The organism is Pelagimonas sp. KU-00592-HH, from assembly GCF_040369695.1.
GTDB lineage: Bacteria > Pseudomonadota > Alphaproteobacteria > Rhodobacterales > Rhodobacteraceae > Shimia.
Genome location: NZ_BAABWM010000003.1, coordinates 1 through 23,527, shown reverse-complemented (window position 1 = coordinate 23,527; position 23,527 = coordinate 1). Strand labels below are relative to the sequence as shown.

The 23,527-nt window shown below is 62.4% G+C and carries 25 protein-coding genes and 1 riboswitch; of the genes, 14 read left to right on the top strand and 11 right to left on the bottom strand.

Annotation, left to right across the window (positions count from 1 at the left end):
• The first annotated feature begins 62 nt into the window (after positions 1–62).
• Complete coding sequence (locus ABWV42_RS12510; RefSeq protein ID WP_353340425.1) at positions 63–1,037, top strand: GlxA family transcriptional regulator; 975 nt, start codon at positions 63–65, stop codon at positions 1,035–1,037.
• Here the strand turns inward: ABWV42_RS12510 and modC are convergent, their stop codons facing one another.
• The 9 genes from modC to ABWV42_RS12465 form a co-directional block, all read right to left on the bottom strand.
• On the bottom strand, positions 1,038–2,126 hold the full coding sequence (gene modC, locus ABWV42_RS12505) for a molybdenum ABC transporter ATP-binding protein (protein ID WP_353340424.1): 1,089 nt from the start codon (positions 2,124–2,126) through the stop codon (positions 1,038–1,040).
• On the bottom strand, positions 2,123–2,821 hold the full coding sequence (gene modB, locus ABWV42_RS12500) for a molybdate ABC transporter permease subunit (RefSeq protein WP_353340423.1): 699 nt from the start codon (positions 2,819–2,821) through the stop codon (positions 2,123–2,125). The genes modC and modB overlap by 4 nt, the downstream gene beginning before the upstream one ends.
• Entirely contained in the window at positions 2,818–3,561 is a 744-nt protein-coding gene (gene modA, locus ABWV42_RS12495) for a molybdate ABC transporter substrate-binding protein (protein ID WP_353340422.1), read from the bottom strand. Before modA ends, modB begins: the two co-directional genes overlap by 4 nt.
• A gap of 43 nt (positions 3,562–3,604) precedes the next feature.
• A complete protein-coding gene (locus ABWV42_RS12490) occupies positions 3,605–5,053 on the bottom strand; it encodes a cobyric acid synthase (RefSeq protein ID WP_353340421.1) in 1,449 nt (482 codons plus the stop codon).
• 3 nt (positions 5,054–5,056) lie between these two features.
• The gene (locus tag ABWV42_RS12485; RefSeq protein ID WP_353340420.1) at positions 5,057–5,401 is read right to left on the bottom strand and encodes a Lin0512 family protein; all 345 of its coding nucleotides are present in this window, start codon (positions 5,399–5,401) and stop codon (positions 5,057–5,059) included.
• 3 nt (positions 5,402–5,404) lie between these two features.
• Positions 5,405–5,746, bottom strand: coding sequence for a Lin0512 family protein (locus ABWV42_RS12480; RefSeq protein WP_353340418.1), 342 nt, complete (start codon positions 5,744–5,746; stop codon positions 5,405–5,407).
• Positions 5,743–6,213 (bottom strand): metal-dependent hydrolase, encoded by a 471-nt coding sequence (locus ABWV42_RS12475; RefSeq protein WP_353340417.1) that lies wholly within the window; start codon positions 6,211–6,213, stop codon positions 5,743–5,745. Before ABWV42_RS12475 ends, ABWV42_RS12480 begins: the two co-directional genes overlap by 4 nt.
• A 62-nt stretch (positions 6,214–6,275) precedes the next feature.
• Positions 6,276–6,884 carry a cob(I)yrinic acid a,c-diamide adenosyltransferase gene (gene cobO, locus ABWV42_RS12470; RefSeq protein ID WP_353340416.1) on the bottom strand — a complete coding sequence of 203 codons (609 nt, stop codon included), beginning with the start codon at positions 6,882–6,884 and terminating at the stop codon, positions 6,276–6,278.
• Between the two features lie 81 nt (positions 6,885–6,965).
• On the bottom strand, positions 6,966–8,135 hold the full coding sequence (locus ABWV42_RS12465; RefSeq protein WP_353340414.1) for an NnrS family protein: 1,170 nt from the start codon (positions 8,133–8,135) through the stop codon (positions 6,966–6,968).
• 36 nt (positions 8,136–8,171) lie between these two features.
• Positions 8,172–8,385, top strand: a riboswitch (cobalamin riboswitch).
• Between the two features lie 83 nt (positions 8,386–8,468).
• Here ABWV42_RS12465 and ABWV42_RS12460 point away from each other — a divergent pair.
• The 7 genes from ABWV42_RS12460 to cobJ are packed head-to-tail and all read left to right on the top strand — an operon-like array spanning position 8,469 to position 16,441.
• Complete coding sequence (locus ABWV42_RS12460; RefSeq protein ID WP_353340413.1) at positions 8,469–8,852, top strand: DUF1636 family protein; 384 nt, start codon at positions 8,469–8,471, stop codon at positions 8,850–8,852.
• 12 nt (positions 8,853–8,864) lie between these two features.
• On the top strand, positions 8,865–9,902 hold the full coding sequence (gene cobW, locus ABWV42_RS12455; protein ID WP_353340412.1) for a cobalamin biosynthesis protein CobW: 1,038 nt from the start codon (positions 8,865–8,867) through the stop codon (positions 9,900–9,902).
• A gap of 6 nt (positions 9,903–9,908) precedes the next feature.
• The gene (cobN, locus tag ABWV42_RS12450; RefSeq protein ID WP_353340411.1) at positions 9,909–13,196 is read left to right on the top strand and encodes a cobaltochelatase subunit CobN; all 3,288 of its coding nucleotides are present in this window, start codon (positions 9,909–9,911) and stop codon (positions 13,194–13,196) included.
• Entirely contained in the window at positions 13,193–14,326 is a 1,134-nt protein-coding gene (gene cobG / locus ABWV42_RS12445) for a precorrin-3B synthase (RefSeq protein ID WP_353340410.1), read from the top strand. Before cobN ends, cobG begins: the two co-directional genes overlap by 4 nt.
• Entirely contained in the window at positions 14,326–14,955 is a 630-nt protein-coding gene (locus ABWV42_RS12440; protein ID WP_353340409.1) for a precorrin-8X methylmutase, read from the top strand. Before cobG ends, ABWV42_RS12440 begins: the two co-directional genes overlap by 1 nt.
• 8 nt (positions 14,956–14,963) lie before the next feature.
• Positions 14,964–15,692, top strand: coding sequence for a precorrin-2 C(20)-methyltransferase (gene cobI, locus ABWV42_RS12435; RefSeq protein ID WP_353340408.1), 729 nt, complete (start codon positions 14,964–14,966; stop codon positions 15,690–15,692).
• Complete coding sequence (gene cobJ, locus ABWV42_RS12430; RefSeq protein ID WP_255105633.1) at positions 15,689–16,441, top strand: precorrin-3B C(17)-methyltransferase; 753 nt, start codon at positions 15,689–15,691, stop codon at positions 16,439–16,441. Before cobI ends, cobJ begins: the two co-directional genes overlap by 4 nt.
• Before the next feature lie 95 nt (positions 16,442–16,536).
• Here the strand turns inward: cobJ and ABWV42_RS12425 are convergent, their stop codons facing one another.
• Positions 16,537–17,274 carry a cobalt-precorrin-6A reductase gene (locus ABWV42_RS12425; RefSeq protein WP_353340407.1) on the bottom strand — a complete coding sequence of 246 codons (738 nt, stop codon included), beginning with the start codon at positions 17,272–17,274 and terminating at the stop codon, positions 16,537–16,539.
• Here ABWV42_RS12425 and cbiE point away from each other — a divergent pair.
• From cbiE to cobF, 6 genes are read left to right on the top strand one after another with little or no spacing between them, the layout of a single operon-like run.
• Positions 17,273–18,472, top strand: coding sequence for a precorrin-6y C5,15-methyltransferase (decarboxylating) subunit CbiE (gene cbiE, locus ABWV42_RS12420; protein ID WP_353340406.1), 1,200 nt, complete (start codon positions 17,273–17,275; stop codon positions 18,470–18,472). The two genes, ABWV42_RS12425 and cbiE, sit on opposite strands and share 2 nt — an antisense overlap.
• Positions 18,454–18,834 carry a cobalamin biosynthesis protein gene (locus ABWV42_RS12415; protein WP_353340405.1) on the top strand — a complete coding sequence of 127 codons (381 nt, stop codon included), beginning with the start codon at positions 18,454–18,456 and terminating at the stop codon, positions 18,832–18,834. The genes cbiE and ABWV42_RS12415 overlap by 19 nt, the downstream gene beginning before the upstream one ends.
• Positions 18,831–19,625: a precorrin-4 C(11)-methyltransferase gene (gene cobM, locus ABWV42_RS12410; protein WP_353340404.1), complete on the top strand. Its 795-nt coding sequence runs from the start codon at positions 18,831–18,833 to the stop codon at positions 19,623–19,625. The genes ABWV42_RS12415 and cobM overlap by 4 nt, the downstream gene beginning before the upstream one ends.
• The gene (locus ABWV42_RS12405; protein WP_502930963.1) at positions 19,612–20,928 is read left to right on the top strand and encodes a cobyrinic acid a,c-diamide synthase CobB; all 1,317 of its coding nucleotides are present in this window, start codon (positions 19,612–19,614) and stop codon (positions 20,926–20,928) included. The genes cobM and ABWV42_RS12405 overlap by 14 nt, the downstream gene beginning before the upstream one ends.
• On the top strand, positions 20,925–21,647 hold the full coding sequence (gene cobA, locus ABWV42_RS12400) for a uroporphyrinogen-III C-methyltransferase (RefSeq protein WP_353340400.1): 723 nt from the start codon (positions 20,925–20,927) through the stop codon (positions 21,645–21,647). The genes ABWV42_RS12405 and cobA overlap by 4 nt, the downstream gene beginning before the upstream one ends.
• Positions 21,648–21,656: 9 nt before the next feature.
• Complete coding sequence (cobF, locus tag ABWV42_RS12395; RefSeq protein ID WP_353340398.1) at positions 21,657–22,409, top strand: precorrin-6A synthase (deacetylating); 753 nt, start codon at positions 21,657–21,659, stop codon at positions 22,407–22,409.
• Between the two features lie 6 nt (positions 22,410–22,415).
• Here cobF and ABWV42_RS12390 read toward each other — a convergent pair whose 3' ends face one another.
• On the bottom strand, positions 22,416–23,270 hold the full coding sequence (locus ABWV42_RS12390) for a glycosyltransferase family 2 protein (protein ID WP_353340396.1): 855 nt from the start codon (positions 23,268–23,270) through the stop codon (positions 22,416–22,418).
• Positions 23,271–23,527: the final 257 nt, after the last annotated feature.

Genomic DNA, 23,527 nt, shown 5'->3' with positions numbered 1-23,527 from the left:
GACTTTCCCCAATCTTCCCCCCACTTGCCGTTAGCTAATTTGCACTTTACGAAGGGTACTTGATGAAAGGCGCAAAAAACCTCCTCCCAAACGGCCGTGAACCGCTGGAAATGGCGGTTCTGGTCACGAACGACAGCAACACGCTGAGCTTTGCCGCAGCGGTCGATCCGATGCGCGCCGCCAATCGACGCGCAGGCCGCACCTTGTTTCGCTGGCACTTTCGCACCCCCGAGGGACGGCCTGTTCAGCTGACCAGCGGGTTGCAGATCGAAGGGGAACCGATTGCCGAACTGGCGCGTTGCGACGTGCTGGTCATGGTCGCCGGTTTCGATCTCGAGGCGCAGGCGACGCCGCGGTTGCTGGCCTCTCTCAGACGGTTGCACAGTGCCGGAACCGCAATGGCCGCGATTGACGGTGCCCCCTGGCTTTTGGCGCGGGCGGGCGTTCTGGATGGGCATGCCGCCACGACCCACTGGGAAGACCTCGAAGAGTTCGCAACCCGTTTCCCCAATGTCGACACGCGCCGCGACCGCTATGTCATCAGCCCGCCTTTCGCAACGTCCGGCGGGGCGGCACCGGGGATCGACATGATGCTGCACCTGATCGGCACCCGTTTCGGGGCCTCGCTTTCCAGCCGCATCGCCTCGGCCTTCTTGCATGACCCCGCCCCCGCAGGGGCATTGGGGGCTGTCAGCATGGATAGAAGGGTGCGCCGTAACCCTTTGATCTCCAAAGCGCTTGACCTGATGGAGACACATCTTGAAGAGCCGCTCAGCATCGCTGACATTGCAGATGTGCTGAATGTCTCCCCGCGCAGTCTGGAGCAGAAGTTCAAGGCCCACCTCGGCCAATCCCCCCGCGATCACTATCTGCAACTGCGTCTGGGCGAAGCCTTTCGTCTTGCCAGTGACACGTCCATGACCGTTCAGGACATCGCGGTCGCGACCGGCTTTTCGTCGCTGGCAAGCTTTGCCCGCGCGTTCAGACGGGCGCATGGCCTGTCTGTCAGGGAGCTTCGGGCCGGTCAGGCGCGGTAGTCAGCCGCCAACATCGCCCTGTGCGACAGACACAGATTTCACGATGGCGTGGATCATATCGCCTTCGGACAGGGACATCGCCTGCGCAGACCGGCGGGTGATCCGCGCGAGGATATGTTCGTCGCGGCAGGCGATGCGCACCATGACACCCGGACCCTGCCCCTCGCGCAGCGACACGATCCGGCCGTGCAGGATGTTCAGCGCCGAAAGCCCCTCGGGCGCGGTACGGGAAAGGATCACATCGTGCGCACGGATGCGGACGCGAATGACCTGATCAATCTCGACACCCTTGACGCGCGGCAGGAACAGGGCACCGCCACAGGTCTGCAACTCGCTCAGACCGTCGTCGTGATGCGCAACGAGTTTACCGCGGATCACCGCCCCGGCCTCGCGCACGCCCAGCGCGGGCACGGCGTCGGGATCAGAGAGAACGGAAGCCGTTGGCCCAACCTGTGCCACGCGGCCATTGTGCAGCGCGACAACCGTTGTGGCGAGGCGTGCCACCTCGGCGATGGAATGGCTAACGTATAAGATCGGAATGCCGGAGTGATCCCGAAGGCGTTCGAGGAACGGAAGGATCTCGGCTTTGCGGGCTTCATCCAGCGCGGCAAGGGGTTCGTCGAGCAGCAGAAGCTCGGGGGCCGCCAACAAGGCACGCCCGATCGCGACGCGCTGTTTCTCACCACCCGAGAGACGACCCGGACGGCGAGACAGAAGGTCCCCGATACCAAGCATCTCGATGATGCGTTTCTCGTGGGCTACGTCCCTTTTGGTGCGCTGAACCCTGGCCCCGTAGGCAAGGTTCTGCGCGACGGTCATATGTGGAAAAAGGCGCGCGTCCTGAAAGACATAGCCAAGGTGACGCTTGTGAACCGGCAGGGAAATTCTGGTGGTGCTATCGAAGAGAACCCGGTCCCCAACACAAATGCGCCCCGCCGTTGGTTGCATCAGTCCGGCCACGGCATTCACAACCGTCGTCTTGCCCGCGCCAGAGCGGCCAAACAGCGCCGTGACCCCGTCGGGCGCGTCGAAGGTCGCGTCAAGTTCGAACCTGTCCAGAGTGTGGCGAAGGAAAACCGAAAGCGTCATTGGCCGGCGATCCTCCGGGCAACGCGCCGCGAGATCAGCTCGGACAGCAAGAGCGCCGCCATGGCCACCGCGACCGATACGATTACCAGGCGAAGGGCCTGGGTTTCTCCGCCGGGAACCTGCAGGAAGCCATAGATCGCGGAAGGCAGGGTCTGGGTCCGTCCCGGGATGGCCGAGACAAAGGTGATCGTGGCGCCGAATTCGCCCATCGCCTTGGCAAACCCAAGAACCGCACCCGTCAGGATACCCGGCGTTATCAGCGGTAGCGTGACCGTCGAGAAAACCCGCCAGCGGGGGGCGCCCAGCGTGGATGCCGCGTCTTCAAGGCCGGGATCAACCGCGTCGATGGCAAGGCGGATCGCCCGCACCATCAGGGGAAAGGCCATGACCGCAGCCGCCACGGCGGCCCCGGTCCAGCGGAAGGCGAGGACAAGGCCAAAGGTGTCTTCCAGAAAGCTGCCAATCGGGGCGCGGCGGCCAAAGACCATCAGGAGAACGTACCCCGTCACAACCGGCGGCAGGATCAGGGGCAGATGCACAATGCCGTTCACAAGCTGCTTGCCGGAAAACTCTTTGCGAGACAGCACCAAGGCGATGGCGATGGCGAACGGCAGGCTGATCAGGGTGGCCCAGAAGGACACCTTGAGCGACAGGAGCACCGCCTGCCAACCTTCTTCTCCGAGCCAGGCTATCATTCATCCCTCACTGAAAAGCCGTTCTGGATGAATACGTTACGCGCCGAAGACGACGCAAGATAGGTCACGAGATCAGCGGCAGGGGCACGCGTGGTCACCTGCGCGACCGGATAGACAATCGGCGCGTGTGTTGTTTCGGCAAAGCGGGCAACGACGCTGACGCGGGGTTCCGCGACGGCGTCACTGCCATAGACAATGCCCAGCGGGGCCTCTTCCAATGCCACAAGCGCAAGCGCCGCGCGGGCGTTGGAGGTTTGGGCCACCATCGGGGCAAGATCCCCCCAAAGGCCCAGCGCGGTCAGAGCCTCTTTGCCATAGAGACCTGCGGGCACGGAGTTGACCATTGCCATGGCAAGGGGGCCGGTTTCCAAGCGGCTTGCGATGGCCTCTGCTGTCAGGTCCAGCGGTTCCGCCTCTGCCCCGACCATGACCAGATCGTTGCCAAGTAGCGCACGCGGGTTTGCTGCCAGCAAGCCATCGTCAACCAGCACATCCATCCATGCCTGATTGGCTGAAAAGAAAATGTCGGCAGGTGCCCCTGATTGAATCTGCCGCGCCAGTGCCGAGCTTGCGCCGTAGGAGACCAGAACCTCATGGCCCGTCTCTGCTTCCCAAGCGGTCACGATTTCGTCCAGCGCGGTTTTGAGGCTGGAGGCGGCGAAGATCGTCACCTCTTCGGCCTGCGCGGCAAACCCGCCCAGACAAAGGGAAAAAGCCAGAAGGACGCGACGCATGTTCATGCGCCGACTATCCCCCAAGGTGCCGCAAGGCACAAGATGAAGTTCAGCGCGCCGCCGCGAGGATCGCCTCGACATCAAGATGCGCTTCCATGTGGTCGGCGAGATCGTCCAGCACGGCTTCGACCGAGGCCTCATATCCCACATCACTGGTGTCCGCGCCCAGCGCCGAGAGCCACGCCTTGCGGAAGCCGTCATCGCGGAACATGCCGTGCAGATAGCTGCCGGAGACCTTGCCGTTGGTGCTTGTGGCCCCTTCCGGGGCGCCGTCGACATGCGCAAAGGGGCGCGCGCGGGCCGGACCTTCGGTGCGACCGATGTGGATTTCATATCCCGTGAAGGCCTGTCCCGAAGCCGCGTGCACGGCATTGGTTTCGGTCAGGCGCTTGTCTGGCGTCATGGTGGTTTCAAGGTCCAGCAGACCAAGACCCACCGTTTCGCCGGCAGGGCCTTCGATGCCTTCGGGATCATGAACGCGATGGCCAAGCATCTGGTATCCACCGCAAATCCCAAGAACATGCCCGCCGCGCCGCACATGCGCCTGAAGATCCACATCCCAGCCCTGTTCACGCAGAAATGCCAGGTCACCGCGGGTGGATTTGCTGCCTGGAATGATCACGAGATCGGTATCGCTCGGAATCGGCTGCCCGGCGCGCAGCATTGTCAGGCGCACGCCGTCTTCCTGCGACAGGGGATCGAGATCGTCGAAATTGGCAATGCGCGACAGGGTCAGGCAGACAATCTTGAAGTCCCCCGCACCGCGCCCATCGGCAATGTCGAGGGCGTCTTCGGCCGGAAGTTTCCAGGCCTCGGTGAAATAGGGCAATACGCCAAACCCGCGCCAGCCGGTGCGTTCTGCGATCAGGTCGTAACCATCGTCAAACAGACGCGGGTCGCCGCGAAACTTGTTGACCATGAAGCCTGCGACCATCGCGGCATCTTCGGGATTGATCACCGCCTGCGTGCCGATGATCTGGGCAATCACGCCCCCGCGGTCGATGTCACCGGCAAGGATCACCGGCACGTCCGCCGCCACGGCAAAGCCCATGTTCGCGATGTCGCCCTTGCGCAGATTGACCTCGGCAGGGCTTCCAGCGCCTTCGACAATCACTAGATCGTTCTGCGATTTCAGGCGATTAAAGCTTTCCAGAACGCTCGCCATCAACTGCGGCTTCAGCTTGGCATAGTCGCGTGCCTTGGCCGTGGTCAGGCGCTTGCCCTGCACGACAACCTGCGCCCCGACATCGGTTTCGGGCTTGAGGAGAACCGGGTTCATGTCCACCGTCAGGGGTTTGCCACAGGCCAAGGCCTGCATCGCCTGCGCGCGACCGATTTCACCACCGTCCGAGGTGACGGCCGCGTTGTTCGACATGTTCTGCGGTTTGAACGGGGCCACCGAAAGCCCCCGCCGCACCGCGGCACGGCAAAGCCCCGCAACCAGCATCGACTTGCCGACATTCGAGCCGGTGCCCTGGATCATGATGGATTTGGACATGGTTCACCCCTGTTTCGGCAGAAAGGCCTCGACGGCGGCGCTGGCGATAACGAGGGTGTTGCCGCTGTCGGGATTGGTGACATTCAGGCCGCCATGGACGGCGGTCACGGTTGCCTGCCCGCGTGGAAGTTTGGCAACCAAAGCATCGCAATCCACCTTGTCAGGTTCCTGAACACCAACGGTGACCTGCACCCGCATTTCGGCGTGATCGAGGCCGAGCGCATCGAACATCGGGATCGAGGAATGGCGGATGGCGTCTTCGATCGCACGGGCCGCAGCCTTGGTATAGTCCTGCCCGTACTGGTCGTTGCCCATGCCCATTTCGATGATGAAACGTTGGTCACCCATGGCCTAGCCCTCCAGATCCAGCGAGACATTGATCGCGACATTGGCGATCACCGTCGGCTTGCCACCATCGGCACGCGGCACGTCCAATCCGCCGCGAACAGCCGTCACGGAGACCTGACCATAGGGAAAAATCTCGGCGATGGCAGAGGCATCGATCTGGTCGGGCTGACCCACGCCCACTTCGACGTCGATGATCATCTCGTGCTTTTCCTTGCCAAACAGTTCCGCAAGGTTGATCGAGTTGTGCCAGAGCGCATCTTTCACCGCCCGCCGTGCGGCCTCGGTATAGTCCTGACGGCGCAGGGACGAGCCCATGCCGAATTCTGTGAGAAGGCGTTTTTTCACGTCTTGTCCTTTCGGAAGTTGGTACGCCAGAAAAGGATCGCGGCCAAAATCGCTATGAAGATTTCAACCTTGAAAGTCCAATGCGCCAAGAACGAGAGTATCCAGTGACTATGCGTCGGCTGAACCTCAACAAGCGTCGTCAGATGACTGGAAAACGGCCAAAGCCAAGCGATTTGCCCTGCAATGCTATCAAGCGCCACGTGCAGAAGCCCGCCAATCCCCACGCCCAAGATCGAAGCCTGCCTGAGGATTACCCCCAGTAGCAGCACAGATGCCCAAATGATCGGGCGGTGCGTTATGTAGTGGTGGTGGTGCGTGCTTCCGTGATCGGCGAAGTGGAACCAAAGCATATCCAAGTCCGGCGCAACACTGCCAAGAACGATGCCGACGAACATGGTCTGCGACGCTCCAAACACCTTTGCACCATGGGCAGCAAGGTATCCGGCAGGAAGATGGCCAATGATCACGGGGTATTTCCTTTTTGGCTATCCATTTTCGACACTCAAACGGGATGGGCAGTTTTCGTTTCCTAGAACTCCACCCCGGCCTGCGCCTTGATGCCATCGCGGAAGGGGTGTTTCAGCAGGGTCATCTCGGTGACCAGGTCTGCCGCTTCGATCAGTTCGGGCTTGGCGTTGCGGCCGGTGAGCAGGACGTGGGTCATTTCGGGTTTTTCTTCCAGCAGGAAATCTACCACGTCGTCAATATTGAGATAGTCATTGCGCAGGGCGATGTTGATTTCATCCAGCATGACGAACCGGTTGGCGGGATCGCGGATCAGGTCTTTGGCCAGTTCCCAGCCCGCCTCGGCCTTGGCGATATCGCGCTCGCGGTCCTGGGTTTCCCAGGTAAACCCTTCGCCCGACACATAGAATTTCACCTCTTCGGGGAAATGTTCTTCGAGGAAGGCGCGCTCGCCAGTTGCCATCGCGCCCTTGATGAACTGGACCACGGCAACCGGCATCTCGTGGGCGATGCAGCGCATGATCATGCCGAACCCCGAGGATGATTTGCCCTTGCCGGGGCCGGTATGCACGATGATGAGCCCCTTTTCCTCGGTCTTGGTGGCCATCATCCGATCACGGGCAGCCTTGATTTTCTTCATCTTTTCCGTGTGACGGGTGTTCTGTTCGCTCATGTCCGGCCTCGTTCAACGCGCGTGTTCGGGCGCACGAAACCACAAGGGCCAGCCAATCACAAGCCGATCCGCGACATGCCACTAGCGACGTGCGCCACTGAAGACGGGGCGCGGCAGCGGGCCAAAGGCGTGACGCAGGACAAGCCAAGCGTAGAGCCCCCATCCCGCGCACCACATCAGCGCGGCCGCATCGAGAAGACCGCCCATGCGGAGGGGCACCGACGCCACGACCAGTGCAAAGGCCAGTCCGGTGCCACGACGGCCCTTGAGGCCATCATCGCTGCGACGGGCAAAGCTGCGCGCCGAAATGGCAAGGATCAAGCCGCCCATCGCGCCCATCATCAGGCCGTGCTGCGCCTCCACCGAGGTGAAGAACAGGTCGAAGAGAGCAGCCCCCCAGAGAAGGAGTCCTAGGGGGAGCCAAAGGAAGGACAGGACCAGCATGGCCAGAAGCAGATCGGTTCTGGCCGGAAACAGCGGCCAGCGGGCGACGAAGAGCGCAAGGCAGGCCCCGGCGGTGATCAGAGCGAGGGCGGCAGAGAGCTGGCTTTCAGAAAGGAACAGACCGGCGGCGGTGACGATCAATCCGAGGACGGCTATGCGAGGCCAGTCTGGCGGGACGACGACGGGGCACGCGGTCCATTTCGCGGAATGAACAAGAAAGGCGGGCACCATCCTGCCCCCTACGAACACCAGGAGAAACGCGAAGCCAAGAACGGGAGACACCGACCAGACCGGTGCGGGGCCGCCTGTGGACATGGCCGCAATCCAGGTAGCGGAGCCAATACCCGCCAGCAGGCAGAAGGCCACGAAGACAGGTTGGTGCCCCCTGCCCGCTGCACGCGCCTCCAACCACAGGAGGAGCGCAATGGACCAGAAGAATGCAGCCGCCGGAACCATGACAAGCCAGTAGGAGACCGCATCGCCTACGACCAGCCCGATGCGCACCGAGACCCAGAGGCAGGCCACCACGATCAAGGGCCGGCCATTCACCGGCGCGCGGCCTGTCCAGCTGCTGACGGCGGTCAGCAGGTATCCGGCCACGGCAGCGCCCGCAAAACCAAAGGTCATCTCATGCAAATGCCACATCACCGGCGCGGGCAGATTCGACCAGAGCGTGGGCAGCCATTGCCATATGGCAACCGCCAGCACCGCCCAGATCGCGACCAGCGCGAACATCGGGCGCGCCGCAGCGGCCCAGAAGCCGCTTTTGGGCCAATGGCGGTCGGATGTGGGCTCTGCACGGGTCAAGTATCCACTCTCCTGCTTGACAAACCCCTGTGCGCTCCTTCACTTGGGCGCGCTGGTGCCTGTCCTACGACAGGTGAAAAGGGAATGCGATACGGGTTCTTGCCGCAAGGCCCAAAGCGCAGCCGCCCCCGCGACCGTGATCGGAGAGGTTGCCCGTTGCCACTGGAGACAGTCCGGGAAGGCAGGATGACCAACAGGGAAAGCCCTGAAATCCGTAAGCCGGGAGACCTGCCAGCGGACGAGACTTGTAACCGGACGGGGTGTTTCTGGTGTCGGGCTGGCGCTGCCAGAGGATCCCGCACACTGCCCTGTCCCCGAATTGGGATGGACGCCATGACCGAAGCCCCCGCCCCGGTCGAGCTTCTGGTCTGCACCACATGCCGTGCAGGACAGCCGACCGATCAGGAAGGCCCTCGCCCGGGCGCGCTTTTGGAGAGCGCCTTACAGGGCAAGGACTGGCCCGAACACGTGACGGTAAAGGCCGTTGAATGCCTGTCCAACTGCGACCACGGCTGTTCCGTCGTGGTGCGCGGCGGCAGCGACCGCTGGACCTATGTCTACGGCAACTTCACAGGTGCCGATGATGTCGATCTCGTTCATGAAGGTATCACGAAATACGCGGCGACCACCGATGGCCTTGTGCCGTGGCGCGAACGCTCCACCCATTTCCGCAAAAACTGCATCGCGCGCATCCCGCCGCTTGTTCTTCCAGAGTGAGACCCGACCAACATGTCCAACCTCGAAAAACTTCCCGTCACCATCATCACCGGCTTTCTGGGATCGGGTAAGACGACCCTGATCCGCAACTTGATGCAGAACCCGCAGGGCAAGCGCCTTGCCGTGGTCGTGAACGAATTTGGCGACGTCGGCGTTGACGGAGAAATCCTGAAATCCTGCGCCATTCCGGATTGCCCGGAAGAGAACATTTTGGAGCTGGCCAACGGTTGTATCTGCTGCACCGTTGCCGATGATTTCATTCCCACCATCGAAGCCCTGATGGCACTCGAGCCGCGCCCCGAGCATATCGTGATCGAAACCTCGGGCCTTGCCCTGCCAAAGCCGCTTTTGAAGGCGTTTGACTGGCCGGATATCCGTTCGAAAATCACCGTTGATGGCGTGATTGCCCTGGCCGACGCCGAAGCGGTGGCTGATGGCCGCTTTGCGTCGAACGTGGCGGCGGTGGACGCCCAGCGCGAGGCCGATGATAGCCTTGACCACGAAACCCCGCTTTCGGAGGTCTTCGAGGATCAGGTCTCCTGTGCCGATATCGTGTTGCTGACCAAGCCTGATCTTGCAGGGCCGGAAGGCGTTGCCAAGGCAAAGGAAATCGTTCTGGCCGAGGCCCCGCGCGCCCTGCCGGTGGTGGAAGTGGCCGAAGGTGTGGTTGATCCGCGCGTCATTCTTGGCCTCGAGGCCGCAGCGGAAGACGATATGGACAGCCGTCCGAGCCACCACGATGGCCACCACGATCACGAACATGATGATTTCGAAAGCGTTGTCATCGACGTTCCCGAACAGACCGATCCGGCAGCCCTTGCGGCACGGATCGAGAAAATGGCCAAGGAACAGAACATCCTGCGCGTCAAAGGCTATGCTGCCGTCGAAGGCAAACCGATGCGCCTTCTGGTTCAGGCCGTAGGTGCGCGTGTTCGTCACCAGTTCGATCGTCCCTGGAAGCCGGAAGAAGGCCGTCGTGGCCGGATGGTCGTGATTGCGGAACATGATGACGTAAACGTGGAAGCCATCCGCGCCGCGCTGGTGGACTAACGTCAAATGCACGTCATTTTCCGCGAAAGCCATGGGCTCGACGAGACCGAAACACCAACCGATCTGGGGCAGTCGCCCGCAGATATGGTGGTGTTGTCTTTCTCGGATTCCGATCTCGGCGCTTTCGCGGCAGGGTGGCAACGTGGGAGGGACAGCCTGCCCACGCTTCGGCTTGCCAATATCTCGGCACTGAAACACCCGCTGTCTGTCGACACCTACGTGGAACAGACGCTCGAGGGCGCCAAGGCGATCCTGATCCGCCTGATTGGTGGAATTTCCTACTGGTCATACGGCATTCAGCAGATCGAAACCCTGTGCCGCCAGAAGGGCATCGCGCTGGCGGTTCTTCCGGCGGATGGCCGGCCTGACCCGCGGCTGGACGAAGTTTCGACCCTACCAACATCGACGCTGCACCGCCTGACCCATCTCTGTGATACGGGCGGCGCGATTGCGGCGCAGGCGGCTCTGGCGCAGCTTGCCCTGGCCGCCGGTCTCTATGCCAGCCCGGTGATCGGAAAAAAGGTTCTGCCCGACGTCGGGGCTTGGACGCCGGAAACGGGTGTCTGCGACGCGGAAGAGGTGCGTGACACCTCCAAGCCGCTGATCGCCCTGACGTTTTACCGCGCTTACCTGAGTGCGGCCGACACGGCCCCGATCGAGGCCATGTTCAAAGAATTCCGCGCGCGTGGGTTTGACGTGATCGGGCTTTTCGCCCCGTCGCTCAAGGCGCCTGTTGCGCGGCGCGAAATAGCAGATCATCTCGTCGCGCTCGAGCCGGTGGCCATCGTGAATGCTACCTCCTTCTCTGGCAAAGGCAAAGACGGGGTGTCGCCGCTGGATGTGACCGGTGCGCCGGTGTTTCAGGTCGCGCTGGCGACATCGAACCAGAAGGCATGGGCAGAGGCCGAGCGCGGGTTGTCGCCTGCGGACCTTGCCATGCACGTCGTCCTGCCCGAGGTGGACGGCAGATTGTTTGCCGGCGTGGCATCGTTCAAGGAACCGGGTGTTCGTGACGACGACCTGCAGTTCACGCGCCTTGCCCACCAGCCGAACGCGGATCGCATCCGCGCTATCGCCGACCGGGTGGTGGGGTGGATCAACCTGAGCAAAACCGAGAATGCTGCAAAGCGGACGGTTTTTGTCTTGTCGACATACCCCGGACGCGACTGGAACATGGCCCATGCTGTGGGTCTTGACCCGCTGGCCTCGGTCGAGGCGATGCTGGCTGACCTGCGGACGGCAGGCTATGACATTGCCGAAGGTGCGCCCCTGTCCGATGCCCTTGCGGATGAGAGCATTTCCTGGCCTGTAGAAGACTATCTGGCGGCCTTGAAATCGCTGCCGCAGGATTTGCAGGCGGACTTGCACGACACCTGGGGCAACGCGGCCAACGACACAGCCGTCAAGGACGGTGCCTTTCACTTTGCCGCCACCCGACGCGGATCGGCCCTGGTCGCGCTGCAGCCGGAACGCGGCATTCCCGAAGAGCGGGATGACGAGTATCACGACCTGTCCCGCACTCCGCGCCATGCCTATGTGGCGTTTTACCTGTGGCTGCGGCAGGTGCATCAGGCACATGGGCTGATCCATGTTGGGGCGCATGGCACCCTTGAGTGGTTGCCCGGAAAATCCGTTGCCCTTTCAGACGATTGCTGGCCCGAAGCGTTGATTGGCAACCTGCCGGTCATCTATCCCTTTATCGTGAACGACCCCGGTGAAGCGGCGCAGGCCAAGCGGCGCGTCGGCGCTTTGACCCTTGGCCACGTTCCACCGCCCTTGAAGGCCAGCGCGACGCCACAACGGTTTGCCCGGCTTGAAAACCTGCTGGACGAATTCTCGAACGCGGACGGGCTTGATCCGCGTCGCCGTGACCGGTTGCAGGAAAACATCCGCGACGAAGCCAACGCGTTGGGCCTGCAATCCGAGCTGGGCTTGGACGAGGTTACGTCGCTGGCAGAGACCATCACCCGCATCGACACCTTTGTCTGTGACATCAAGGAAAGCCAGTTTGGCGACGGGCTGCACATCTTCGGACGCGTGCCGGACCAAGCGGGCGGCTTTGATGTGGCCCCTTCGGCCGAGGCGGAACGCAGCGCCCTTCTCGATGCTCTTGATGGCAAACGTATTGCGGCAGGTCCTTCGGGGTCGCCGTACCGTGGGCGCACTGACGTGCTGCCAACCGGGCGCAACCTGTTCACCACCGATCCGCGATCTGTTCCGACGCGCGCTGCCTATGCCCAGGGCGTCAAGCTTGCCGAGGAACTGGTGCGGCGCCACCTTCAGGAAGAAGGGGATTATCCCAAAAACCTGATTGTCGATCTTTGGGGGTCGGCCACGATGCGGACGGCAGGTGAAGAATTTGCCATGGCGCTGCATCTGCTTGGGGCCAAGCCGGTCTGGGATGAAGGCAGCGAACGCGTCTCTGGCGTTGAAATCCTGCCCATTGCCATGCTGGACCGGCCTCGCCTTGACGTGACGCTTCGGGTCTCCGGCCTGTTCCGCGATGTCTTCCCCACCCTTTCGGCGCTGTTCAGCCAGGCCGTAAAGGCGCTGGCGGCACGCGACGAAGCACCCGACTGGAACCCGTTTGTCGAGCGGCAAGCCGGACCGCGCGTCTATGGGCCTGCACCGGGCAGCTATGGTCTGGGTATGGGCAACAGCGTCGACAATTATTCGGACGACGGCCGCAAACAGGCGGGCGAAGCATGGCTCAACGCCTCGGCCTTTGCCCTCGACGGCGAGACCATCACCCGTGACCGCGAAGGTATCACCGAGCGGGTCGCCAATGCGGACAGCTTTGTGCACCTTCAGGACATGCCGGAAACCGATGTCCTGCTGGCCAGCGACTATGCCACCCACGAAGCGGGGTTCGCAGCGGCCCAGAAGGTGGCGGGTGGCAAGACGGCAGCCCTCTATCACCTGGATAACACCAATCCGGAAAACCCGCGCGCACGGACCCTGACCGAAGAAATCGCGCGGGTTGTTCATGCCCGTGCCACCAATCACGACTGGCTTTCGGGCATGATGCGGCATGGCTTCCGTGGCGGTGCCGAGATCGCGGCGACGCTTGAGCATATGGCCTCTTTCGCCAACCTGGCCGAGGCCGTACCGCCGCAGTTGTTTGACGCCTACCACGAGGCAACGCTTGGGGACGACGAGGTGCGTGCCTTCCTGGAAGAGGCCAACCCGCAGGCCCTTCAGGCGATGCGCGACAGGTTTGCGGCCCTTTATGCAGCGGGTCTCTGGCAGACACGCCGCAACTCGATCCTTGCCGAACTGGAGGGGCTGGCATGACGCGTCCCGAAGCCAAAGGATGGTGTCCGGGCGCCTATCGCCCGATGATGTCCGGCGACGGCCTCGTGGTGCGTGTGCGCCCAGAATTCGCGCGCCTCGACCGTGATCAGGCATTGGGTCTTTGCGCGGCCGCCAAGACGTTTGGCTCGGGGGTGATCGACCTCACCAGCCGCGCCAACCTGCAAATTCGCGGGGTGTCTGAGGCACAGCACACGCCACTGCTTCAAGAGCTAGAGGCGCTTGGCCTCTTGAACGATGATCCCGAACTGGAAAGTCGCCGCAACATCCTGATGCCACCTCTTTGGGAAAAGGGCGATGACAGCTATCGCATCGCCAGTGACCTCATGGCACGGCTTGGCGATCTGCCTGCCCTCCCGGCGAAGGTTGGCTACGCGGTGGATGCAGGGCCTTCTCCGGTCATGCAGCAGAACTCGGCCGATTTCCGCATCGAAAGAGACACCGAGGGCGGGCTGATCCTGCGAGGCGACGGGGCTAATGCCGGACGTTCCGTGACCGTTGACACTGCGGTTGATGCCATTGTGGAAATGGCGGACTGGTTCGTTGCAACCGGTGGGACGGCCAATCGCCGAATGGCCGCGCATCTCTCGCACAGGGCCTTGCCCGCCGAATGGCAAACGCACGCCCCCGCCCTTGCTGCCGCGCGGCTTGTTCCCGCCGCGACACCTGTCGGAACCGTTTTCGGTGTCGCCTTCGGGCAAATTGATGCCACTGCGCTGGACTACCTGTTGCGCGCCACAAAGGCCGAAGGGCTGCGGGTCACGCCCTGGCGTTTGTTCCTTCTCGAAAACGCCAGCGGCGAGACGACGGAAGGCTTCATTACCGACGCCGACGATCCCCTTCTCCGCGCCGATGCCTGCCCCGGCGCACCGCTTTGCACCGCGGCCAGCGTCGAGACCCGCAGCATCGCGCGCCAGCTGGCGCAGCATATCAAGGGACCTTTGCATATTTCGGGCTGCGCAAAGGGCTGCGCGCGTCCGCGCAAATGTCGCACCACTCTTGTTGGCCGCAACGGCAAGTTCGATCTTGTCCGTGATGGCCTGCCGTGGGATGAGCCTCTTTTGACGGGTCTCGCCCCGGATACACTTCCACACAGCATCGGAGACCATTGATGCCGTATGAATACGAAAAAAACGGCCAGGCGATCTATGACGAGAGCTTTGCCACCATCCGCCGCGAGGCAAACCTTGGCGGTTTCGACAAGGATGAAGAACAGGTTGTGGTGCGTATGATCCATGCCGCCGGAATGGTCGGGCTTGAGGAACACGTGAAGTTCACCCCGGGCATGGTGGCCAAGGCCCGCGAAGCCATGGAGAACGGCGCGCCGATCTTCTGTGACGCGCGTATGGTTTCGGAAGGGGTGACCCGCCCGCGCCTGCCCGCAGACAACGATGTGATCTGCACCCTGCACGCCGATGGCATCTATGAGCTGGCCAAGGGAATCGGCAACACCCGTTCCGCTGCTGCGCTCGAACATTGGCGTGACAAGCTGGAAGGGTCGATCGTAGCAATCGGCAACGCACCGACCGCGCTGTTTCACCTGTTGAATATGCTGGAAGACCCCGACTGCCCGCGCCCCGCCGCGATCATCGGCTGTCCGGTGGGCTTTATCGGCGCGCGCGAATCCAAAGACGCACTCTGGGCCGACCAGCCCGTGCCCTGCATGATCGTCGAAGGCCGCCTTGGTGGGTCCGCCATGACCGTGGCCGCCATCAACGCGATTGCAAGCCGCAAGGAATGACCCCCGATATGACCACTGGCACCATCTACGGCGTCGGGCTTGGCCCCGGCAATCCGGACCTCATGAGCGTCAAGGCAGACCGCCTGCTGCGCAATGCCAAACACGTTGCCTTTTTCCGCAAGGCAGGCCGCAAGGGACAGGCGCGCCAGATTGCCGATGGCATGTTCCGCGAGGACGTGATCGAATTTCCGATGGAATATCCGGTCACCACGGAAATCCCGGTGTCCGATCCGCGCTACAACGAAGTGCTTTCGGCGTTTTACAAGGAGGTCACCGACCACCTTATTGCCCTGGCCCAAAGCGGCGAGGACGTGGTGGTTCTGTGCGAGGGCGATCCGTTTTTCTATGGCTCGTTCATGCACATCTACACCCGCGTCAAGGATGTGGTCCCGACCGAGGTGATCCCTGCGATCACCGGCATGTCCGGCGCATGGACAGCGACCGGCACGCCGATCACCTGGGGCGATGACGTTCTGACGGTGGTTGCTGGCACGATGGAGAAGGACAAGCTTGTCGAGCATATGTCCGCCACCGATGCGCTTGTGGTCATGAAGATCGGGTCGAACTATGACAAGGTGATCGACGCCCTCAAGATTTCGGGGCTCTACGATGCGGCCTGGCTTGTTCAGTTCGCGACCATGGGCAAACAGACCGTTAGCAAGCTTTCCGAAGTGACGGACAAGGTGACCCCCTATTTCTCGATCATCATCGTGCATGGTCATGGACGGCGTCCATGAGCGGCTGGGTAGTGATCGCGGGGCTTGGCCCCGGCAATGAGGCTCTGGTGACCCCCGAGGTGCAGGACGCGCTGGATCAGGCCACTGATATTGTTGGATATATCCCCTACGTTGAGCGGGTCGAACCGCGCGAGGGCCTGACGCTGCACCCGTCGGACAACCGGGTTGAGATCGACCGGTCACGCCATGCGCTTGAAATGGCGGCCGAGGGCAAACGCGTTGTGGTTGTCTCTTCGGGCGATCCGGGCGTCTTCGCGATGGCGGCCGCCGTTCTGGAAGCTGTGGAACATGGTGAGCCAGCCTGGCGTGATCTGGACATTCGCGTCTTGCCGGGCATTACGGCGATGCTTGCCGCTTCGGCGGCCTGCGGCGCACCTCTGGGGCATGATTTCTGCGCGATCAACCTGAGCGACAACCTCAAGCCATGGGAGCTTATCGAAAAGCGCCTGAAGCTGGCGGTCGAGGCCGATTTCGCGATGGCTTTCTATAACCCGCGTTCAAAATCGCGCCCCGAGGGGTTCGTGAAGGCGCTGAAACTGTTGCAGGACACCGCCGGAGATTCCCGTCCGATCATCTTTGCCCGCAACGTCAGCCGGCCGGATCAGAGGATCAACATCGTGCCACTGGACAAGGCGACGCCCGATATGGCGGATATGCGGACTGTTGTGCTGCTGGGATCATCGCTGACGCGGATCATTGAACGTGACGGGGCGCCGCTGGTCTATACGCCGCGCTCGGTAGAGAAGTGATGCGCTTCCTCACTCTCGGAGAGGGCATGGCCCGACCCGGGGGTGGGCGTGAAGCGCCCGCCCTGCGCGGCGTTCCGAGGGCTGTCAGGCATCCACTAGTGCGCATCAATCCAGTCAAACACCGCCTTGACCGTCGCCACCTCATCGCGCGGCGGCAGGTCTGGTCGGTCGATCATGACCATCGGCAAGCCAAGCTCGCGTGCAGCATGAACCTTGGCTTCGGCCCCCTTGCCGCCAGCGTTCTTGCACACGACCATGTCGATCCGCTGTTCCCTGAACAGCGCGATGTCAGCCTCGGTCGTGAACGGACCGCGTGCGACGATCACACTGTGATCGGGCAGTTTCGGGGCAATCTCGGGCTCGTCGACCAGGCGCAGGACATAGTGGTTGTCGGGCGCAGCGGCGAACTCTTCCATGTGCAGCCGACCAAGCGCCAGCATCACCCGTTTGGGGCTGCCGGATACCGCCGCAACCGCACCATACATGTCGGACACATGCACCCACTCGTCCCCGGCCTGCGCCACCCAGGGCGGGCGCGTGAACGCCAGAAGGGGAACCCCTGCCTCGGTGCAGGCGTTGTAGGCGTTCCAGCTCATCTTTGCGGCAAAAGGATGTGTGGCATCAATGACATGGGTGATGTTATTGTCGCGCAGATAGGCTGCAAGCCCGTCGACACCGCCAAAGCCGCCCACCCGTTGCGGGATCGGCTGTTCGCGCGGAGAATTGACGCGGCCCGCATAGGAAAACACCGCCTTCAGCTTTCGCTTGGCCACGGCCTTGGCAAGACTGCTGGCCTCGGTCGTTCCGCCAAGAATAAGGAGATTGGCCGACATGTCTGAAACTCCGTGGTTGACCATCGTGGGGTTGGGGGAAGATGGACCGGATGGCCTGTCGCCCGCAAGCCATCAAGCACTTAAAGACGCCGAAATCGTGATGGGGGCGGAACGGCACCTGTCGCTGTTGCCGGACCTGAGCGCGGAAACCGTGGAATGGCCTGTGCCCTTTGCGGATGGGGTGGATATCCTGCTGTCTTACAGGGGCCGGAAGGTGGTCATGCTGGCATCGGGCGATCCGTTCTGGTTCGGGGCCGGGTCGGTCATGGCGAAACATTTGGACGCCGGAGAATGGCAGGCGCTGCCTGTGCCTTCGACCATGTCGCTGGCGGCGGCGGCTTTGGGCTGGCCGTTGGAGAAGGTTCTGACAACCGGTTTGCACGCGGCCCCCTATGCGCGGCTAAAGCCGCATCTGTTTCCCGAAGCCCGCATTCTGGCGACGCTGCGCGACGGCGACGCGGTTGCCGACCTTGCGTCATGGCTGTGCCGCGAAGGGTTCGGGCCTTCAACATTGCATATTCTCGAAGCTCTTGGCGGTCCGAGACAGCGCATTCGACGGGCAACAGCCGACGGCGATTTGCCGACCTACATTCAACACCCGGTCAGCATCGGGATCGAGGTTGCAGGCGATGGGGCCGTGATCCCGCTCTCGTCCGGGCGTCCGGACCACCTGTTTGACAACGACGGCCAGATCACCAAGCGGCCCGTGCGGGCCTTGACCCTTTCGGCCCTCGCGCCTTGTCCGGGGGAACATCTCTGGGACATTGGCGGTGGATCGGGGTCGATCGGGATCGAATGGCTTTGGGCGCACCCCACAACCCGCGCAACCGCCGTGGAAATCAACGCAGAACGCGCGGATCGCATTCGCGAAAACGCGGCGCGCCTTGGTGTGGATCGCCTCAATGTGGTGACTGGTGCCGCTCCGAATGCACTGGAGGGGCTGGAGCAGCCCGATGCCGTGTTCATCGGCGGCGGCATCAGCCAGGAAATGCTGGAAATTGTCTGGGCCTCGATCCCGGACGGCACCCGTCTGGTGGCCAATGCCGTGACACTGGAGGCCGAAGTTCTGCTGGCCAACTGGCAGGCGGACAAGGGCGGAGATCTTCTGCGCATCGAGCTGGCGCAAGCACACCCGCTTGGGCGCAAACGCGGTTGGAAATCCTCCTATCCGATCGTGCAGTGGAGCGTTGCCAAATGATTGTCGCGGGGTTCGGGTTTCGCGGTGCCGTGACCGAAGCGGCATTGGCGGATGCGCTGGCGCAGATGGGCGATGTCGTGCCTGACGTATTGGCCGCGCCGGATGACAAGATCGACACCCCCGCCTTTCGATCCTTTGCCGCGAAGACGCAGGCGCAGGTCGTGCCCGTGACAGCCGAAGCCCTGCAATCCGTCCATACCCCGACACAGGCGGAACGCATCCTCGAGAAACGCGGCACAGGCAGCGTGGCCGAGGCTTGCGCTCTGGCCGCCGCTGGGCCAAAAGCGGCTCTACTCACGACCCGGCACATCTCGTCTGACCGAATGGCGACCTGTGCCCTTGCCAAGGGAGAACGCGCGTGACCGTGCATTTTATCGGCGCTGGCCCCGGTGCCCCGGACCTCATTACCCTGCGCGGGCGCGACCTGATCGCCTCCTGCCCGGTCTGCCTCTATGCGGGGTCGCTCGTGCCCGAGGAAATCCTTGGCCATTGCCCGGAAGGCGCCGAAATCCACAACACGGCACCGATGGACCTTGATGCCATTGTCGCCGCCTGCCGCAAGGCGACCGACGAAGGCAAGGATGTGGCCCGCCTGCATTCCGGCGACCTGTCGGTCTGGTCCGCGATGGGCGAGCAAATCCGCCGCCTGCGCGAAGAAGGCATTCCCGTTTCGGTCACGCCCGGCGTGCCGTCCTTTGCGGCGGCTGCCGCGGCGTTGGAGACCGAACTGACCCTGCCGGGGCTGGCACAGTCGGTGGTTTTGACCCGCACGCCGGGACGCGCCTCGACCATGCCCGAGGGTGAAACCCTCACCAACTTTGCCGCCACGGGCGCGACGCTTGCGATCCACCTGTCGATTGGCAATCTCGATCACGTCATCGCGGAGCTGGCCCCTGCGTATGGCGAGGGATGCCCCGTTGCGGTGGTCTACCGCGCGAGCTGGCCGGATCAGCAGATCATCCGCACCACGATTGCCCGCCTTAAAGACGACGTCACCGAGAACATCACCCGTACCGCCCTGATCCTTGTGGGGCCAGCGCTTGGTGGTGAAGGGTTTGACGAAAGCTGCCTTTACGCAACCGATTACGACCGCCGCTACCGCCCGCAAACGGCTGATAGCCCGTGGTCCAGCTGGAGACATGGCGATGACTAATGCCCCCGGTATCCTGATTTCCGCGCCCTCCTCGGGCACCGGCAAAACCACCGTGATGCTTGGGCTTTTGCGGGCCCTTGCAGAAGATGGCCTGACGGTTCAGCCGTTCAAGTCCGGCCCCGACTATATCGACCCGGCCTTTCACCGTGCCGCAGCGCATCGCCCGTCGTTCAACATTGACAGCTGGGCCATGCACGAAGGCCTGATCGGCGGCATTTCCGAACAGTCGCAAGGCGCAGACATCATCGTCGCCGAAGGCTCGATGGGGCTTTTCGACGGGGTTGCAACACGTGGCGAGAGCGGCTTTGGCTCTTCTGCCGAAACCGCCCTGATGATGGGATGGCCGGTTGTTCTGGTGATCGACGTTGGCGGACAGGCACAGTCTGCCGCGGCCACCGCCCTGGGGTTCAAGGCCTATAATCCCGACCTGCCCTTTGCCGGCGTGATCCTGAACCGTTGCGCCTCGCCACGTCATGAACGCCTGGCACGGCTTGGGATGGATAAGGCCGGGATCAACGTGCTGGGCGTCTTGCCGAGGCGCGGTGACCTTGCCCTGCCCGAACGCCACCTTGGCCTGATCCAGGCGGTCGAACATCCCGATCTGGAAGCCGCGATTCAGGGCTATGCGACCTTCCTGCGCGATCACGTGGACCTTGAGGCCATCAAGGCCGCCGCCAAGGCGGGCGCTGCGCGCACGGGCACCCAGCCCAAGCCGCCGGCACAACGCATTGCGCTGGCACAGGACGCGGCCTTCAGCTTTACCTATCCCCATGTCCTGAGCGGCTGGCGTGCGGCAGGGGCCGAAATCCTGCCCTTTTCGCCCCTTGCTGATGAAGCTCCGGCAAAGGATGCCGATCTGGTCTGGCTGCCGGGTGGCTATCCCGAACTGCATGCCGGCACTCTTGCGGCGGCATCGACCTATCTGGCGGGCCTTCGTGAGCACGCAGCCACCAAGCCCGTTCACGGCGAATGCGGCGGCTACATGGCCCTCGGCGAAGTCCTGATCGACAAGGAAGGCACCCGCCACCAGATGGCAGGGTTGCTTGGCCTCGTCACCTCATACGAAAAGCGCAAGTTCCACCTTGGCTATCGTCAGGCTGCGCTCAAAGCACCGATGCCCGGTTTCGAGACCGGCGCACGCCTGCGCGGCCACGAATTCCACTATTCCACCATCCTGGAAGAACCCGATGCCCCACTCGCCGAGGTTGGCGACGCTGACGGCAACCCGGTGCCCGAGACCGGCTCGGTCAAGGGCAACACCACCGGCACCTTCTTCCACCTGATCGCAGAGGCAAGCGCATGAGCGGATTTGTCAGCTTCGTGGGCTCCGGCCCCGGAGACCCGGAACTCCTGACCCTGAAGGCCGTGGATCGCCTCAAGAAGGCCGACGCCATCCTGTTTGACGATTTGTCCTCGGGTCCGATCCTCGAGCACGCCTCATCGGACGCCGATCTGGTTGGCGTCGGCAAACGCGCCGGTCGCCCCTCTCCCAAACAGGACCACGTCAGCCGCCTGCTGGTCGACTATGCCAAGACCGGGGCGCATGTGGTGCGTCTGAAATCCGGCGACAGCGGCATTTTCGGCCGTCTCGAGGAAGAGATCACCGAGCTGCGCGCCAATGGCATCAAGTTCGAGATTATCCCCGGTGTCACCTCGGCCTGTGCCGCGGCCGCGGCGGCCCAGATCCCGCTGACCCGTCGGCTGGTGGCCCGTCGCGTGCAGTTCGTGACCGGCCATGATGTTGCAGGGGCCCTGCCCGGTGACCTGAACCTTCAGGCGCTGGCTGATCCGGGCGCGACAACGGTTCTCTTCATGCCCAAGCGGACCTTCCCGGCCTTGGCTGAAAAGCTCTTTGAAACCGGCCTGCGCCGCGATTGCCCTGCCCTGCTGGCGGAAAACGTGAGCCATCCGGAACAGACCCTCCAGCGCACCACGATGGAAGAGCTTGCCAAACAACTGGCCGAAGAGATTTCCACCGCCCCCGGGCTAATCCTCTTTGGCGAATTGGCCGAGCAGGAGTAACCCCGCGACATGATCGACCTTTCTCTTGTTGGTATCGGTTCGGGCAACCCCGAACACCTGACACTTCAGGCCATCCGCGTTCTGGAAAACGCGGATGTGATCCTCTTGCCTCGCAAGGGGGACGAAAAAACGGAACTGGCCGATCTGCGCCGGATGATTGCTGCCGACATCCTCAAGACATCCCCCAAGATCGTCGAATTTGACTATCCGGTGCGCGATGCCAAGACGCCCAGGTACCTTGATGGCGTGAACACGTGGCACGATGCACTGGCGACCATCTGGGGTGATCTGATCCGCGAACATGTGGTTAACGGTGGCAAAGTTGCGCTCATGGTTTGGGGCGATCCCTCGCTCTATGACAGCACGCTGCGCATTGCCGATCGTCTGCTTGCACAGGGCTTTGACATCGCGGTGAACGTGGTGCCTGGCATCACGTCCCTCCAGATGCTGACCGCAGCCCATGCCATTCCGCTCAACTCGCTGGGCGCACCGGTTCAAATCACCACGGGCCGCCGCCTGCGCGATCATGGTTGGCCCGACGGGGTGGATACGATTGCCGTGATGCTGGACGGCGAGTGTTCGTTCCAGAGCATCGAGGACGCAGGCTACCACATCTGGTGGGGGGCCTATGTCGGCATGCCCGACCAGATCCTGCTGGACGGTCCCTTGGCCGAAGTTTCGGAAAAGATTGTTCAGACTCGCGCCAGCGCCCGCGAACGGCACGGCTGGATCATGGACATCTACCTGATCCGCAAGGGATAATCACCCCTAGAGCGTTGCGAACCACGCGGGCAGAACCGTGCGCTGGCGCAGTTTCACCGCCCGCACCTTGACGATGTTCCGCTTCTCCTTGCGGCTCGGCTTTGAGGAATAGGTCGAATAGGCATGCGCCTCGGCCTTTTCCCACGGCACCTTGCGCTTCTGTTCGAAATCCAGAAAGAAGCGCATGGTTTCGACATCCGCTTCCTGCCACGCGGTTCCGGGCAGGCCCTTCCCTTCCCGATTGGCCACCGCCATCCGCACAGCATTGGCCTCATCCAGGGCGCCTCGATTGGCGTATTTCAGGTGCACGAGGTAAAGCCCCCTTGGCAGGCGGAATGGGAACGTCTCCAAGTCTTCGGATGCAACCTTGACCCCGTGCAAGGCAAAGGGAACGGCGCGCGCGGCTGCCACGGGCTTGCTGTAATGTCCCGAAAAGGCGGCATCCCTGATCTCCGAGAAGATTGCTTGCCCGCCCTGTCCCAGGTCGACAAGGTCCATCCCAAGCGCCGTCACGACGGGGACATCGGCTTTCTCTTGGAAAACCTCTTCAAGACCAGCGTAACGCTCTGAATCCCAACACAAAAGCTCATCGGCATCTAGCCTGATGACCCAGTCGTATTCGTCTAGAAGCCTGGCCTGCAAATCATCGAGAAAACGCCCGCGCTTACGATCAAAGCCTTCCAAGCTATCCCGCGGATAAACAGAGACATGCGCACCGACGCAGATGTCGCGAATACGCGGATCTTCCCCATGCGACACCACGAACAGGTTTTCTACCCCCAAATGGCGGGCATGGTGTTCATACCATCTCTCAAGCGCCCAATAGTCCTTGTAGACCATGGTCATGGCAGCAATTCGCATGGACCCTCCATCCTTGGCAGGAATGATCCTGCGCTATTCCTCTCTACGTGGATTTGTTGCCTCAAGAAAGCACGGCGACACTCATATTTCTCTGGATTGGCAGATCCCTTACAAATCCGATTGGCCCAGTCCATTTAAGTTCAAACGGCCAAAAGCGCCCGTTTGGGCGCTATCGTTTTGTATTTTTGTGGTTTTTTTGGTTGCGGGAGCAGGATTTGAACCTGCGACCTTCAGGTTATGAGCCTGACGAGCTACCG